The organism is Bacillus sp. NPDC094077, assembly GCF_050279465.1.
In the GTDB taxonomy this organism is placed as follows: domain Bacteria; phylum Bacillota; class Bacilli; order Bacillales; family Bacillaceae_G; genus Bacillus_A.
The window spans coordinates 390777-406569 of the sequence record NZ_JBNNUF010000001.1; the positions used below are offsets into that span (position 1 = coordinate 390777).

15 protein-coding genes are annotated in these 15793 nt (G+C 36.6%); 1 reads left to right on the forward strand and 14 read right to left on the reverse strand.

Going from position 1 to position 15793, the window contains the following annotated elements:
* Positions 1-72: 72 nt before the first annotated feature.
* Positions 73-1749, reverse strand: coding sequence for a DAK2 domain-containing protein (locus ACQKNR_RS01905; protein WP_427314968.1), 1677 nt, complete (start codon positions 1747-1749; stop codon positions 73-75).
* 22 nt (positions 1750-1771) lie between these two features.
* A complete protein-coding gene (locus ACQKNR_RS01910; RefSeq protein WP_000021109.1) occupies positions 1772-2134 on the reverse strand; it encodes an Asp23/Gls24 family envelope stress response protein in 363 nt (120 codons plus the stop codon).
* Between the two features lie 377 nt (positions 2135-2511).
* Between ACQKNR_RS01910 and rpmB the strand changes: the two genes are divergently transcribed.
* Positions 2512-2700: a 50S ribosomal protein L28 gene (rpmB, locus tag ACQKNR_RS01915; protein WP_000124776.1), complete on the forward strand. Its 189-nt coding sequence runs from the start codon at positions 2512-2514 to the stop codon at positions 2698-2700.
* A gap of 73 nt (positions 2701-2773) precedes the next feature.
* On the opposite strand, the gene spoVM is transcribed toward rpmB, so the two are convergent.
* From spoVM to coaBC, 12 genes are all read right to left on the reverse strand, one after another.
* Complete coding sequence (spoVM, locus tag ACQKNR_RS01920; protein ID WP_001213599.1) at positions 2774-2854, reverse strand: stage V sporulation protein SpoVM; 81 nt, start codon at positions 2852-2854, stop codon at positions 2774-2776.
* Between the two features lie 66 nt (positions 2855-2920).
* A complete protein-coding gene (locus tag ACQKNR_RS01925) occupies positions 2921-3601 on the reverse strand; it encodes a thiamine diphosphokinase (protein WP_427315794.1) in 681 nt (226 codons plus the stop codon).
* Positions 3602-3700: 99 nt separating this feature from the next.
* Entirely contained in the window at positions 3701-4345 is a 645-nt protein-coding gene (gene rpe / locus ACQKNR_RS01930) for a ribulose-phosphate 3-epimerase (RefSeq protein ID WP_427314970.1), read from the reverse strand.
* A gap of 2 nt (positions 4346-4347) precedes the next feature.
* A complete protein-coding gene (gene rsgA, locus ACQKNR_RS01935) occupies positions 4348-5229 on the reverse strand; it encodes a ribosome small subunit-dependent GTPase A (RefSeq protein WP_427314971.1) in 882 nt (293 codons plus the stop codon).
* A gap of 253 nt (positions 5230-5482) precedes the next feature.
* Positions 5483-7456 (reverse strand): Stk1 family PASTA domain-containing Ser/Thr kinase, encoded by a 1974-nt coding sequence (gene pknB, locus ACQKNR_RS01940; RefSeq protein WP_427314973.1) that lies wholly within the window; start codon positions 7454-7456, stop codon positions 5483-5485.
* An 8-nt stretch (positions 7457-7464) separates the two neighbouring features.
* The gene (locus tag ACQKNR_RS01945) at positions 7465-8217 is read right to left on the reverse strand and encodes a Stp1/IreP family PP2C-type Ser/Thr phosphatase (protein WP_193410021.1); all 753 of its coding nucleotides are present in this window, start codon (positions 8215-8217) and stop codon (positions 7465-7467) included.
* Between the two features lie 4 nt (positions 8218-8221).
* Positions 8222-9310, reverse strand: a complete 1089-nt coding sequence (rlmN, locus tag ACQKNR_RS01950) for a 23S rRNA (adenine(2503)-C(2))-methyltransferase RlmN (RefSeq protein WP_193410022.1) — start codon at positions 9308-9310, stop codon at positions 8222-8224.
* Between the two features lie 4 nt (positions 9311-9314).
* On the reverse strand, positions 9315-10649 hold the full coding sequence (gene rsmB, locus ACQKNR_RS01955; protein WP_427314975.1) for a 16S rRNA (cytosine(967)-C(5))-methyltransferase RsmB: 1335 nt from the start codon (positions 10647-10649) through the stop codon (positions 9315-9317).
* Entirely contained in the window at positions 10646-11590 is a 945-nt protein-coding gene (fmt, locus tag ACQKNR_RS01960; protein ID WP_427314977.1) for a methionyl-tRNA formyltransferase, read from the reverse strand. Before fmt ends, rsmB begins: the two co-directional genes overlap by 4 nt.
* A gap of 23 nt (positions 11591-11613) precedes the next feature.
* Positions 11614-12084 (reverse strand): peptide deformylase, encoded by a 471-nt coding sequence (gene def, locus ACQKNR_RS01965; protein WP_427314979.1) that lies wholly within the window; start codon positions 12082-12084, stop codon positions 11614-11616.
* A gap of 11 nt (positions 12085-12095) precedes the next feature.
* Positions 12096-14501: a primosomal protein N' gene (gene priA, locus ACQKNR_RS01970; protein ID WP_427314981.1), complete on the reverse strand. Its 2406-nt coding sequence runs from the start codon at positions 14499-14501 to the stop codon at positions 12096-12098.
* On the reverse strand, positions 14498-15703 hold the full coding sequence (gene coaBC, locus ACQKNR_RS01975) for a bifunctional phosphopantothenoylcysteine decarboxylase/phosphopantothenate--cysteine ligase CoaBC (RefSeq protein ID WP_427314983.1): 1206 nt from the start codon (positions 15701-15703) through the stop codon (positions 14498-14500). The genes priA and coaBC overlap by 4 nt, the downstream gene beginning before the upstream one ends.
* Positions 15704-15793: the final 90 nt, after the last annotated feature.

Below are 15793 nucleotides of genomic sequence, written 5' to 3' on the forward strand. Positions count from 1 at the left end.
ATAAACTTCATAATACTACTTCTCATCCATTAGCAAGTAAGTAATCCATTTATTTCCAAAGCGAATCTTTTCTTATTCTACAGAGAAGATAAAAGAATATACCGGTTGATTTCCAACATGTACTTCTACTTCTGCATCTTCAAAGTTCTCTTCTACAAACGCAACTAATTCAGCCACTTCTTCGGCTGTTGCATCTTCACCTTGTAGAATCGTAATGATTTCAGAATCCTCATCAATCAGCGCCTCTAGTAATTGCTTTGCAGCTCCTACTTTTTCAGCATTTGTAGATACAATCTTTCCATCTGCAATACACATGAAATCATCTTTTTGAATTTCAACACCGTCAATTTCCGTATCACGAACAGCATACGTAATTTGACCTGTTTTCACATGCGATAAAGCTTCTTTCATGTTTTCTTCATTCTCTTCTAACGTTCCAACTGGATTAAATGCTAACATTGCAGCCATACCTTGAGGAACTGTTTTTGAACGAACTACAATAACTTCTTGATCCACAACTGATGCTGCTTGTTCTGCTGCCATCACAATATTTCCGTTATTCGGTAAGATAATGATTTTTTCAGCATTCGCTTCTTCAATCGCCTTCACGATATCCTCCGTACTTGGATTCATCGTTTGACCACCTTCGATAACTTTCGTCGCACCAATGCTCTCAAATAAAGTTTTAATACCAGATCCCATAGCTACAGTTACAATACCGTACGGTTGCTTCTCTTTTAACTGGATTGTTTGCTCAGGCATCATAGTAGGTTCATCTAATAAAGCAGTATGCTGTTCACGCATATTCTCTACTTTAATCTTAATTAAGCTACCGTAACGTTGCCCGTAGTTCATAGCGTCTCCCGGATGCTCTGCATGGATATGAACTTTTACAATTTCATCATCAGATACAACCAGTAGGGAATCACCATACACACTAATATCTTCACGGAATTTTTGCTCAGAGAAATTATGCTCTTTCACTTTTTCAGCCTCTAATTTCACCATGAACTCCGTACAATATCCATACTTAATATCTTCTGTACTCAATTGGCTTTGTACACTACGGTGATGTTCTGCGCGTACCATTTCATTCATAGATGGTTGCGTCGGCGCATCAGAAGAAATCGTTTCTCCTTTTAAGTCAGCTAAAAATCCTTCGTATACAACTACAAGACCTTTACCACCGCTATCTACAACGCCAACTTGTTTTAATACAGGTAATAAATCCGGCGTACGACTTAACGATGCGTTCGCTTCTTTTACAACGTCTTCCATAAACAAAACAAAGTCGCGCTGTTTTTTCGCAACTGTCACTGCATATTTACCCGTTTCTCTTGCAACCGTTAAAATCGTTCCTTCAATCGGTTTCATAACCGCTTTGTAAGCTGCCTCTACTCCAGCTTCTAAAGCTGCAGCAAAATCAACTGTTGTTAACTCTTCTTTGTTTTCAATGGATTTAGAGAAACCACGGAATAACTGCGATAAAATAACACCAGAGTTACCACGAGCTCCCATTAGTAATCCTTTTGCTAAACTTACACCGACTTTACCAGCATGCTGTGAAGGATTTGCTTTCACTTCACGTGCGCCTGAAGTCATTGATAAGTTCATATTTGTACCGGTATCGCCATCTGGAACTGGAAATACGTTTAATGCATCAACAAGCTGAACATTATTTGTTAAATTATTTGCTCCTTGAATGATCATTTGTGATAAACGTTTTCCATCAATTTTTTGAATTGACACAGATTTTCCTCCTTAATGCACATTACAAGTTTATTACTTTAACTCCTTGTACGTAGATGTTTACAGAATCTACTGCTAGTCCTACAGTTTGATCTAATGTATATTTCACTTTCGTCTGCACGTTATGTGCTACTTCTGAAATTTTCGTACCATAGCTCACAATAATATACATATCAATATGTACTTCATCTTCATCTTTACGAACAATAACGCCTCTAGTGAAGTTTTCTTTTCGTAAAATGTCTGTTAATCCATCTTTTAACTGATTTTTTGATGCCATACCTACGATACCGTAGCAATCTACTGCGGCACCTCCAGCAATTGTTGCAATTACATCTGTACTAATATCAATTTGACCGTACTTCGTTTTAATTTCAATTGACATCTCGTTTCCCCCTTCATAAATGGTGAAAGTGAGCTAGACTACTTTAGTTACTATCATATAATCTTTTTAAAGAAAATTCCATCGTTCTTTCTTTTCACTCTCATAATTTTATGTTTTTAATTACACTTTTTTATGATGAGCAAAATAGTCCATTGTTATTATACAACATGTACCACTATAATATGTCAAGCAATTTTTCTTGATTTCAACTTTTCTTCATTGACATATAGTGTCAAGTAATTTTTCTTGATTTCTTTTTTCTACGGTGTTGCATTCTCTTTTTAGTTGTGTTAAATTATAGTAGTGTTTTTAGCATCGCATAAAAGACTAACATTGAAAAATTACGTATGGTAAGGTATCAAGGGAGGGAAATATAAATGGCTCGTGTTTGTGCTATTACTGGAAGAAAAGCTCGTTCTGGTAACTCTCGTTCTCACGCAATGAACGCTACAAAACGTAAATGGGGCGCTAACCTTCAAAAAGTTCGCGTACGCATCGACGGAAAAGTTCAACGTGTTTACGTTTCTGCTAGAGCATTAAAATCTGGCAAAATCGAACGTGTTTAATAATAAAAAAAAGAGCCACTAGGCTCTTTTTTTACTATACCAATGGAAAAAGCACCGGTAATAGGTGCTTTTTTTAGTCTTTTTTGAAGGTATTTAACATTGCTCGAACAATTCCACCAAGAAATTTAGGTAACTTAATTGTATAAAATCTCATGGTTTCCCTCCTAATCCCCATTACTCCACTTGTTCACTATATGATGTAAGGAGCAAAATTGTTTCTTTAATCAGTGCTTCTTATCATCATTAATATGCCGGAAGTAAATGAAAAAGTACCTTTTTCCTCAATGAGTTCATTACTAATACAAAGTGTCGATCCCCACTCTATAGTTCTATTCGTAAGAGGATACTTAAAACCAAGTAAAGTAATACCTTCCACTATTTCAGTAACCGGCACAAAAGATACATAAGGAAAATTTTTATTTTCTTCAATTATATGTATACCAACTTTTTTAACTGTTATTTCATTTTTATTGTCTACAATGCACATTTCTATCTCTACTTCTAACCCTTTTAAAAGCATTTGTATATTTGCTAAGCCGTGATCAAGTCTTCCACCAGTAGCTCCAAAAATACGAATTAATGTCGGATTCTGTTCTAACGCCCAGTTAATTGCAATTTCTAAATCCGTTTGATCCTTTTCACGCGGAACAATATGTAATTCATTTGTTTGCTGTCCCATCCATACTAATTCCTCTTCTGTAACTGAATCATAATCGCCGAACGCAACAGCTGGGGTAATACCTCTTTTTAATAAACGGTACACTCCTCTATCAACCGCCGCCCATACTACATTCCCATTTTCATATCGAGAAAAATCTGCGCAATATTCTACAGGCCCTCCTGCTAAAATATGAATAATCATTTGTTCTTCCCCTTCTATTGTAAAAAGGCAATCTGCCATTCGGTAGATTGCCTTTTGCATATTTTTTGCTCTATCCTGTGTAAATAGTGAACTCTTACTGAACTAGAAGCTTCACTAGGATAAAGGATTGTTCATTCATTATCCACGAATGACACGAATTGCTTCACCGCGGTCTTTTTGATTGTATACCGCTGATCCAGCTACAAGAACATTTGCCCCTGCTTCAACGCAAAGTCTTGCTGTTTCAGCGTTAACACCACCATCAACTTCAATTTCCACTTCTAGATTACGCTCTTTAACCATTTCTGCAACTTCTTTAATCTTCGGTAATACAGAATGAATAAATTTCTGTCCGCCAAATCCAGGATTTACTGTCATAAGTAATACCATATCTATATCTTCTAAAATATGCTCAATTACCGAAGCTGGCGTATGCGGATTCAATACGACCCCCGCTTTAATGCCATGAGATTTGATTAACTGAATTGTACGATGTAGATGAGGACAAGCTTCTACATGGACAGTAATAATATCTGCTCCCGCTTTTGCGAAAGTTGGGATATAATTATCAGGATTTTCAATCATTAAATGTACATCTAACGGCAATGATGTAATTGGACGAATGGCTTCAACAATTAATGGCCCAATCGTAATATTTGGTACAAAATGTCCATCCATTACATCGACATGGATGTAATCTGCTCCACCTTTTTCTACATCTTTAATTTCTTCCCCTAATTTTGAAAAATCTGCTGATAAAATCGATGGTGCAATTTTAATCATGACTAATACCTCGGCTTTCTCTCTCTAATTTCTTCTACGAATTGTTTATAATTCTTATAACGATATTCAGTAATCTTCCCTTCCTCAACAGCAGTTTTCACCGCACATTTTGGTTCAGAAAGATGTGTACACCCTCTAAATTTACAGTATTGGCTCGCTTCTTTCAACTCCGGAAAACAATATGTAAGATCTTCTACCTCTATATCTATGAAATCTAGTGAACTAAAACCAGGTGTATCTGCTACAAGTCCACTTCCGATTTCAATTAATTCTACGTGCCTTGTCGTATGCTTCCCGCGTCCTAAATGTGAGGAAATATCATTTGTTTTCAATTCTAAGTCTGGACGTAGAACGTTAAGCATTGAAGATTTCCCAACACCAGATTGACCTGCAACGACAGAAACACAACCTTCTAAGTATGGCTTTAAAATATCAATACTTTCTGATGTATTTATAGAAGTAAATAATACATCATAACCCATTTCACGATAATCATTAGCATAAGCTTCAACGGTTTCTCTCATCTTTTCATCCACTAAATCCATTTTACTTATACAAATAATTGGCTTAATATTATGATATTCAATTAGCACTAAAAATCGATCTAACAAACCTGGATTGAAATCTGGTTCTACTGCAGAGAAAACGAGAATCGCTTGATCCACATTTGCAATAGGAGGTCTAACAAGCTCATTTTTTCGATCAAATACTTCAAGCACATAACCTTCATTTGGATTATCCGCTTGAAAAACGACTTGGTCTCCTACAAGTGGTGTAATTTTATTCTTTCTAAATACACCACGCCCGCGACATTGTGTAATCCCTTCTTCATGCTGCACATAATAAAACCCGCTTAAAGCTTTTACAATTTTTCCTTCTGGCATATAATTCTCCTTTATTTTGTATAAAGTAAAGCTGTAATTAAAAATGAATGGTTTTAAACTCTTTAAACAATTATTTCAAAAACCATCAAATATATACCTTTGTTAATATACATTATAATCTTCCATCAAATTCAACATAATATTTACAGCCGTATCACTTTAGTAACTTTTGGAATCATATATTTTTGCCTGCTATACCGTCCACTTTGTAGACAGCATAACAGGCAAGAATAATAAGCAAAGACTTTCACTATTATTGAGTTGGATATGGTACTTCTTTGTCGATAATCGTTACTCCATCTCGAACAATTTTATAGTGTCCCTTTGTACCTTCTTGAATTACAAATTCTAAAGAAAGAGTCGCTGACTCAGTAATTGTTCTGGTTTCAACCGGTCTATCCATTTTTTGCTGCATGTCTTCTTTATAAATTTCTATTGTTTGTGGCTTTTTCTCACCTGTTGCAGCAGGCTCATATGGGACAGAAATATTGTCCACTTTTACCGTTTTAGTCACTTTAGGTTTTGGGCCATCAGAGATAATAATAGTTACTTTGTCTCCCTCTTTTAATGGTGTACCTGGCTTTGGAAATTGCGAAATTACAAGTCCTTTTTCAACTGTATCTGAATACTCTCGTTTTATATCTGAAGTTAGTTTTCTCTCATTCAAATAACCAGTTACACTATTTTCAGTCCACCCTGAAAAATCACCTGGTCTAATTTGATAAGGCCCTTTACTTACCCAGATTTTCAGTTCTTGCTCCGCTTCTATAACCATTTGATCAGGCGTCGGGATTTGCTCTACGATTTCACCTTTCGGCTTATCATTTTCAATATAATTTACTGTAACTTGTTTATATTTTTCTTCTAACTCAGTTTTTACACTCTCAAAGTTTTGTCCTGTGAAATCCTTCATCTTACTTTTCTTTTTTCCACCTGATTGATAGATAGTAATTTTAGAGTTTTCTTTCACGACCCTGCCTGCTACAGGGTCTGTTTTTATTACATTCCCAGCTTCAACATCATCTGTATATACAATATTAGGTTCCGTCACTTCAAAACCCTTTTCTACTAATGTATTTACAGCTGTCGTATATTTCATACCAGCCACTTCAGGAACTTTTACATCTTTCGGAATAAAGAATCCCGGAATAACAGTAAGCGCTAATGTGATTCCAATTGCTAAAAGTAAAAATGTCGTAATTAACACTTTGATCCATTTGTTACTTCGTTTTTTCTTCTTATCTAATTCAGTACCTTCTTTTCTTATTGATTCATCCACTTTACTTCCGTTTAAAACAATTGTTTCATCGCTTACATTTTCAAATAATTGTTCTTGTTGGATAATTGGAATCGCTTTCGTCGCTTCCATATCTTCTGGTATGTAAAATGGTTGCTCATTTATCCGCTCTGGATATAGTGCTGTTTCAATATCTCGCTTCATTGCATTAGCAGATTGATATCGATGGAATGGATCTTTCGCAGTTGCCTTTAATATAATATTCTCAACACTTTGTGGAATATTTTCATTCCATCTTTTTGGAGACGGTATTTCACTTTGTAAATGTTTTAAAGCTATTGCAACAGCAGATTCGCCCGAAAATGGCTGTCTTCCTGTTAACAATTCAAACATAACAATACCAAGTGAATAAATATCTGATTGTTTATTTGCTATCCCGCCGCGCGCTTGTTCTGGTGATAAATAATGCACCGAACCGAGTACCGAATTTGTATGTGTAATTGTTGTTGCACTTGTAGCTGTCGCAATTCCAAAATCTGTTACTTTTACTACTCCATCAGCTCGAATTAAAATATTGTGCGGTTTTATATCACGATGCACAATTTCAAAATGATGGGCGTGTGCCATAGCGGATGTTAACTGCTCCATAATATCAAGAGCTTCTCCTATAGGTAACATCCCTCGCTCAGTTATGTATTGCTTCAATGTTTGCCCAGGTACATACTCCATTACAAGATAATATATACCATCTTCTTCTCCGACATCATACATATTCACAATATTTGGATGCGACAACGTAGTAACAGACTGCGCTTCTCGATGGAAACGTTTAATAAACTCTTCGTTATTTGAATAGTCGAGTCTTAATATTTTTACCGCTACATCTCGGCCAAGTATATCATCATGAGCTAAATACACATTGGCCATTCCTCCACCGCCAATCATTTTCAGCAGCTTATAACGGTCATTTAAGCGTTTTCCAATCAGCACGTTGCACTTCACCTACTTTCGTTTGTCGAACCCGCATAATCAATAAGAACAAGGGTAATATTATCTTCTCCACCGCGATCATTCGCCAGTTGAATGAGACGCTGCCCCTTACCTTCAAGCTGTTCATTTAACTGTAAAATTTGTTGCATATCAGCAATAGAAACTTTGTTAGATAATCCATCAGAGCAAAGAAGTAACTGATCATCTTCCTCAAGCACCAATGTTTTAACATCTAATCCAACTGTTTCTTCTGTTCCTAATGCTCTTAACAAAACATTCTTTTTTGGGTGATATTCTGCGTCTTCCTTTGAAATCTCACCATGTCTCACAAGTTCATTTACAAGGGAATGATCTTCCGTTACAAGCGATATTACTCCCTCTGATACCATATAACAACGACTATCTCCTATATGACCAATTGTTACAAAATTAGGCGTACAAATTGCTATGATAATTGTTGTCCCCATACCATTACATTCTACATGTTGTTTAGAATATTCATAAATACGTTCATTAATAATTCCAACACTAGTATGTAACCACTCTTCTACTTTCTTAGGCTCATTCATATTATGCGTTTGCTTCCAATAATCATGGAATAATTGAATGGTCATCGAGCTAGCTACATCGCCAGCTCGATGACCTCCCATTCCATCTGCTACTACCGCTAAAATATTTCCATCTAAATTGTGAAAAACTCCTGCACTATCTTCATTATGTTGACGAACTTTTCCTTTATCTGATAGAAACACGGCTTTCATCTCGTCACCTCGTCTCTTCTTTGCGCTCCTTCGCACGCAACTGACCGCAGGCTGCATCAATATCATGACCTTGTTCACGGCGAATCGTTACATTCACTCCACGATCTTTTAACGTTTTCTCGAATAAGAAAATTTGTTCACGTGGGGTACGTACATAATCACGTTCAGGTACGTAGTTTACCGGGATTAAGTTCACATGACATTTTACACCTTTTAAGAGTGCAGCAAGCTCTTCAGCGTGCTCAACTTGGTCATTTTCTCCTCCAAATAATCCATATTCAAAAGTAATACGACGCCCTGTTCTATTTACATAGAATTTAATAGCTTCCATTAAGTCAGGTAACTTATAAGCACGGTTAATCGGCATTAATTTTGAACGTAATTCTGAGTTTGGCGCATGCAATGAAATCGCAAAATTAATTTGTAGATCTTCTTCAGCGAACTTATAAATTTTCGGGATAATCCCACTTGTAGAAACTGTCATATGTCGCGCACCAATATGAATTCCTTTTTCATGGTTAATGATGCGTAAGAACGACATTAAATTATCGTAATTGTCAAACGGTTCTCCAATTCCCATTACAACAAGAGAACTTACACGTTCGTCTGTTTCATCAAGCGCACGCTGTACTTCTACTACTTGCGCTACAATTTCTCCAGCTTCTAGGTTTCGTTTTAGCCCACCAAGTGTAGAGGCACAGAACGTACATCCAATACGGCAACCAACTTGTGTTGTTACACAAATGGAATTTCCATATTCATGTCGCATTAATACCGTTTCAATAGAATATCCATCATATAATTGGAATAAGAATTTAATTGTTCCATCCGAAGACGTTTGTTTTACTAACGTGTTTAAAGTAGTAATATCAAAGGAATTCGACAATTTATCACGCAATCCTTTAGAAAGGTTTGACATATCCTCATAATTTTTTACACGTTTTTTATATAGCCAGTCAAAAATTTGTCCAGCACGGAACTTCGGTTCTCCTTGTTCCTTTAACCAATCTTGCATTTCATGAAGTTGTAAAGAGTAAATTGATGGTTTTTTCGTTTCTACATTTTTCTTTTGTTTTCTTACAGTCGTTTCCATGATGCTACACCTTCTTCCTTAAACAAGCAATATAAAAGCCATCCGTTGCAAAATAATGCGGTAAAATTTGTACTTGACCTTCATCAATATACGGGCTTAATTTTTCTGGCATACGCTCTTTTATCGTAGTATCCCATTCAAATTCAGGATGTTCTTGTAAAAATTTCTCTATTACTTGTTCATTTTCTATTTTCTCAATTGTGCACGTACTATAAACAAGACGACCGCCTTGTTTTAATAACGGTGCTATTTTTTCTAGTATCGCAAATTGAATCGTCGATAATCTTTCACTATCGCCCTTATCTTTTCCTAGCTTAATATCAGGTTTACGTCTAATTACACCAAAACCAGAACACGGTGCATCTACCAATATTTTGTCAAAAGTTTCATTTGCAAAGTGCTCTTGCACTTTTCTAGCATCTAACGCTTTTGTTTCTACGTTTTCTAGGCCAAGTCGCTCTGCTTGCTGTTTAATTAAACGCACTTTGTGTGCATGTAAATCAAGGGACATAACCTTACCAGTTCCCTTTAATCGTTCTGCAATATGCGTTGTTTTTCCACCTGGAGCAGCACAACTATCAAGAACTTCCTCTCCCGCATTCGGTTCTAAAGCACGTGCTACAAGCATAGAGCTTTCATCTTGAATAGAAAGGAATCCTTTTTTAAACGCTTCTGTATGCGCTACATTCCCTCTTTCAATCTGAATTGCATCATCTGACAGGTCACCACGTTTCGCTTCTATACCTTCACTTGCCAACAACTCAATCGCTTCTTCTACTGTTACCTTATCAACATTCACACGTGCTGTAGGTACAGGAGGTAACATGTTTACTTCGCACATTTTCTCTGCAGTTTCTAAACCATATTCAGAAGTCCACTCTTGTACAAGCCAAACTGGATGACTCGTTGCAATTGCAAGACGTTCGACTGGATCCTTAATCTCATCTAAAGAAGGTACACCTTCCCTCTGAATCGAACGTAATACACCGTTTACCATACCAGCAATTCCTTTATGCCCACGGCGCTTTGCAATTTCAACTGCTTCATGAATAGCTGCTCTTTCTGGCACTCTGTCTAAATAAACCATTTGATATAAAGACAAGCGAAGTAATACTCTTACCCACGCCTCAACTTTTTTTCTTAAAAAAGGTTGTAAATAATAATCTAATGTGTCACGACGTTGAATCGTTCCGTATACAATTTCAGTTAATAAACCAATATCTTTTCTATCAATTGCACTTTTTTCAATTAGATTATTTAAAAGTAAGTTGCTATAAGCACCACTTTTTTCTACTTGAATTAAACCATCAAGAGCTAATTCACGAACATTTTGTCTCATGCATTTTCTCCTAACTTCGTTCCAATTTCAGGTTTTGTGCCACGTAAAAATTGTGAACAACTCATACGCTTTTTACCAGAAGGTTGCAATTCAGTAATTTTAACCCCTGTTTCATTGCCCGTTGCTACAACAAAACCGTCTTCTTCGATCGCAACAATCGTACCTGCTTCAGCCGCTTCGGTTACGGGTACTTTTTCTCCCCACCATACTTTAACAACTTGTCCTGCTAAAGTTGTATAAGCAACCGGCCATGGATTCAATCCGCGAATGTGATTGTATACTTCTTCACCTGTTTTTGTCCAATCAATTTTCTCTTGCTCACGTTTTATATTATATGCAAACGTTACCTCTTCTTCGTTTTGTTTAATTGGCTCTAACTTACCTTGAATTAATAAAGGTACTGTTTTAGATAGAAGGTGTGCTCCTGCTTCACTTAACTTATCAAATAATGAGCCCGTCGTTTCACGCTCTTCAATGTCCACTTCCACTTGCGTTAAAATATCACCAGCATCCAATTTTTCTACCATGTACATAATTGTAATACCTGTTTTTTCTTTACCTTCCATAATTGCATAATGAATCGGTGCACCACCACGAAGTTCAGGAAGTAAAGAAGCGTGGACATTAATACATCCATACTTTGGGGCTTCTAAAATTGCATTTGGTACAATCTGACCAAATGCAGCTGTTACAATTAAATCTGGCTCTAATGCCAATACTTTTTCATATTCGTCTTTTTCACGAATTTTTAACGGTTGTAACACTGGAATACCATGTTTTTCCGCTTCAACTTTAACAGGTGTAGGTGTTAATACTTTTTTTCTACCCACTGGACGATCAGGTTGTGTCACAACACCTACTACATCATAGCCATCTTCAATAAGACGACGAAGCACCGGCACTGAAAAGTCCGGTGTTCCCATAAATACTACTCTTATCATTTAAAAACCGCTCCTTTTAACACCTATTCTAATTCGTTTTCTTCATAATATCTTGTCACTTTCGATGTAAATAAAACACCGTGTAAATGATCGATTTCATGTTGAATTGCACGCGCTAAAAATCCTTCCGCTTCTAATAAAAATACTTTACCTCGGCGATTTTGCGCTCTTACTTTAATATAATCGGCACGTTCCACTTCACCATAAAGTCCCGGGAAGCTTAAACAGCCTTCGGGACCTACTTGCTCACCACGTTTTTCTAATATGGATGGATTGATTAACTCGATTTTTCCAGTATCATCACCGATATCAGCAACCGCTACTTGCAAGCTTACACCTACTTGAGGCGCAGCTAAACCGACTCCGTCCGCAATTAACATTGTTTCATGCATATCTTTCAACAATTTCACTAACTTTTTATCAAAGTTAATTACTCTTTCGCATGGTGTTTCTAACACTTCATTTGGATGCTTTACTATTTCTAAAACTGCCATATTTCCCTCCGCTACATTAACATTGTTGGATTAAAATCAATTGAGATTTGTAGCTCTTTTTGCATTTCTGCTTGATAATGTTCATTTACCATTTTGAGCACGTTCTTTAAGTTTGGTTCCCGTTTGTATTTTATCATGCATTGATAACGATATCTATCTTTTATCCTTGGAATTGCTGAAGCAACTGGTCCTAAAACCATCGTTTGCTGCGAGCAATGCGTGCGTAAATGACCGACAATTTTTTCCGTCACTTGGACTGTCTTTAATAATTCTGGATGAGATACAGTTACAAGTACAACGTAGTAATAAGGTGGATATTGTCTTGTTCGTCTCATTTGCATTTCTTGGTCAAAAAACACATCATATTGTTGATTCTTTGCTAATTCTATACTGTAATGCTCTGGTGTATACGTTTGAATTACAACTTCCCCTGGCAATTCATGTCTTCCAGCACGTCCACTGACTTGCGTCAATAATTGATAGGTCTTTTCACTCGCCCGAAAATCTGGTAAGTGCAGCATTGTATCTGCCGTTAACACTCCAACAAGCGTCACCTTCGGAAAATCAAGCCCTTTAGCGATCATTTGTGTTCCAAGTAATATATCTGCTTTCTCTTCACCAAATGCCTTTAATAATTTTTCATGCATTCCTTTACGGCTTGTTGTATCCACATCCATTCGAATGACTCGCGCCTCTGGGAATAATTTTGTAATTTCTTCTTCTACCTTTTGTGTACCAGTACCAAAGAAACGAATATGAGTACTATTACAAGCAGGGCAGGCAGTTGGCATATTCTCTTCATGACTGCAATAATGACATTTTAAACGATGATTCATTTTATGATACGTCAGCGAAATATCACAATGCGGACATTGTACAACATACCCACAATCGCGGCACATCACAAATGTAGAATGACCTCTTCTATTTAAAAAGAGTACCATTTGTTCTTTCTTTTCTAATCGATCTGCTATTTTTTCATGCAGTGCCTTAGAAAACATGGATCGATTCCCGTCACGAAGTTCCTCGCGCATGTCTACAATCTCTACCGCCGGTAAAGCTTGTTCATTCATACGTTTTTCCATTGTTAGTAATTCATAAACACCTTTTTTCGCTCTTGCAAACGATTCAAGAGTAGGTGTTGCACTACCAAGAACGATAGGACACTTATGATATTGTCCTCTCCACACAGCTACATCCCTTGCATGATACCTCGGATTATCTTCTTGCTTATAACTCGATTCATGCTCTTCATCAATAATAATAATCCCTAAATTTTCAAAGGGAGCAAAAATAGCTGAGCGCGCACCAACAACCACTTTCACTTCTTTTCTTAAAATCTTACGCCATTCATCATATTTTTCTCCAACAGACAACGCACTATGAAGAACCGCAACTTGCGAGCCAAATCTACCTTTAAAACGATCTACCATTTGAGGTGTTAGTGCAATTTCAGGAACAAGTACAATAGCTTCTTTTCCTTTCTTCAACACTGCTGCTATAGATTGTAAATATACTTCTGTCTTTCCGCTTCCTGTAACACCATATAGTAAAAATGGATTGTAAGTTTCATTTGTAATTGATGATAAAATCGGTGTAATGACTTGCTTTTGTTCCTCCGTAAGTGGAAATGGTTTCGTTTGTTCAAAATCATCATCGTCATACGGATTCCGGTATACTTCCACATACTTTTCTGAGATTAGCCCCTTTTTAACAAGTGCTTTTATTGGGGCATCTGTTATTTGCAACTCTTCTGTTATCACTTTCAACGGTACACTTTTATAATTTTCCACAAAATAATAGAGTACATCTTGTTGTTTTTTACTTTTCAATTCAAATGCCGCTAATTCTAATTTATCTTCCGGTAACTCCGGCTGAATGACTCTTTGTTTCTTCTTCTGTACTTTATCTTTCACTTGATAAACGACTTCAATCGTGCCATTTTTAATTTCTTGTTGAATAGTCCGGTATACATGTGGATGCGCCTCGATCACTTCAAAATCGATTGCTTCTTTATCCTCAAATAAATACAGTATTTCAGGTGCTACTTCTTCTTGTTTACGCAGTTGTAGACGCTTTTTATACGTTGCTTTTATCGCTGTTGGAAGCATCACTTGAAAAGCTGAAATCATATAACATAACGTTTCACTTGTAAGCCAATATCCAAGCTTTAATAATTCATCATTTAAAACCGGTGTTACATCTAATATTTCATGGATTGTCTTTAATTTCTTACTTTCTACGTCAACCGAATCTTTGATCCCGATAATAAACCCTTGCAATTTTCTTGGGCCGAACGGAACAACTACACGCATTCCTGTCTGGACAATATCTTCCCATTTTTTAGGGATAATATAATCAAACGGTCGATCTGTCTGACGGGCAGGTACATCAACAATTACACTTGCAAATTTCATAAACAATCATCTTCTAACATCATTTCAATTTGCTTTAATATTTCACGAGCTACCTCTTTCTTCGTTAAAAGTGGCAACTCAATAACTTTTCCATCTTTTCTATACATTGTTACAATATTCGTATCCGTGCCAAATCCAGCTCCTTGCGCTTTTACATCATTTGCGACAATCATATTCGCATTTTTCTCACGTAATTTTTTCGTTGCGTATTCCTCTACGTTTGTCGTTTCAGCCGCAAAACCGATAAGTAACTGTTTATCCTTTTTCTCACCTAACGTTTTTAAAATATCTACTGTTCTCTCCAATTCAATTACAGCATCACCATTTTGCTTTTTCATTTTATTATCATGAACATATTTCGGACGATAATCTGCAACTGCTGCTGTTTTAATGACAACATCTACATTTTGATAATATTGAAGAACCGCTTCTAACATATCTTGTGCAGATTCCACTTGTATCGTTGTTACATGTAGTGGTGGATTTAATGCTGTCGGTCCTGAAACGAGTATAACATCAGCACCTAAGTTCGATGCCACTTCTGCAATGGCATACCCCATTTTCCCAGAAGAAAAATTCGTCATAAAACGAACTGGATCAACCTTTTCTCGAGTTGGACCAGCAGTTATTAATATTCTCTTTCCTTGCAATGGTTTTTGTTCCGAGAAAGCTTCCTCTAACCGCGCAATAATTGCTTCTGGTTCTTCTAGTCTTCCCTTCGCTACATAGCCACACGCTAAAAAGCCTTCTCCAGGTTCAATAAATGTATATCCTAGCGTTTTTAACGTCATCATATTTTTTTGAACAATTTTATTTTCATACATATGCACATTCATAGCAGGCGCAATCCATACTGGAGCAGTTGTAGCTAACAAAGTAGTTGTAATCATATCATCCGCAATACCACCTGCTAACTTCCCAATACAATTTGCTGTAGCAGGTGCAATAAGTACCACATCTGCCCAATCTGCTAAATCGATATGGGCAATAACAGCTGAGTCTTTCTCATCGAATGTATCCGTATATACATCATGGCGAGAAAGTGCTTGGAATGTAAGAGGCGTAACAAACTTCATTGCTGACTCACTCATCATTACTTTTACAATAGCACCAGCTTGTGTCAATTTACTCGTTAACGCAGCCGCTTTAAAAACCGCAATGCCTCCTGTTACACATAGAAGTATCTTTTTCCCTTTTAGCATATGACTCGTCCTCTTTCTTTTTCAAACTTATAACACTGAAATAGAATTTCCAGCTCGTCAGTACCTATATTTCATCCCTATCGTAAAAAA

What these genes read in the sequence shown, in the direction of transcription:
- ACQKNR_RS01910 (WP_000021109.1), bottom strand. Translation starts at nt 2,134, where the DNA reads ATGTCAATTGAAATTAAAACGAAGTACGGTCAAATTGATATTAGTACA.
- rpmB (WP_000124776.1), top strand. Translation starts at nt 2,512, where the DNA reads ATGGCTCGTGTTTGTGCTATTACTGGAAGAAAAGCTCGTTCTGGTAAC.
- spoVM (WP_001213599.1), bottom strand. Translation starts at nt 2,854, where the DNA reads ATGAGATTTTATACAATTAAGTTACCTAAATTTCTTGGTGGAATTGTT.
- ACQKNR_RS01925 (WP_427315794.1), bottom strand. Translation starts at nt 3,601, where the DNA reads ATGGCAGATTGCCTTTTTACAATAGAAGGGGAAGAACAAATGATTATT.
- rpe (WP_427314970.1), bottom strand. Translation starts at nt 4,345, where the DNA reads ATGATTAAAATTGCACCATCGATTTTATCAGCAGATTTTTCAAAATTA.
- rsgA (WP_427314971.1), bottom strand. Translation starts at nt 5,229, where the DNA reads ATGCCAGAAGGAAAAATTGTAAAAGCTTTAAGCGGGTTTTATTATGTG.
- ACQKNR_RS01945 (WP_193410021.1), bottom strand. Translation starts at nt 8,217, where the DNA reads ATGAAAGCCGTGTTTCTATCAGATAAAGGAAAAGTTCGTCAACATAAT.
- rlmN (WP_193410022.1), bottom strand. Translation starts at nt 9,310, where the DNA reads ATGGAAACGACTGTAAGAAAACAAAAGAAAAATGTAGAAACGAAAAAA.
- rsmB (WP_427314975.1), bottom strand. Translation starts at nt 10,649, where the DNA reads ATGAGACAAAATGTTCGTGAATTAGCTCTTGATGGTTTAATTCAAGTA.
- fmt (WP_427314977.1), bottom strand. Translation starts at nt 11,590, where the DNA reads ATGATAAGAGTAGTATTTATGGGAACACCGGACTTTTCAGTGCCGGTG.
- def (WP_427314979.1), bottom strand. Translation starts at nt 12,084, where the DNA reads ATGGCAGTTTTAGAAATAGTAAAGCATCCAAATGAAGTGTTAGAAACA.
- priA (WP_427314981.1), bottom strand. Translation starts at nt 14,501, where the DNA reads ATGAAATTTGCAAGTGTAATTGTTGATGTACCTGCCCGTCAGACAGAT.
- coaBC (WP_427314983.1), bottom strand. Translation starts at nt 15,703, where the DNA reads ATGCTAAAAGGGAAAAAGATACTTCTATGTGTAACAGGAGGCATTGCG.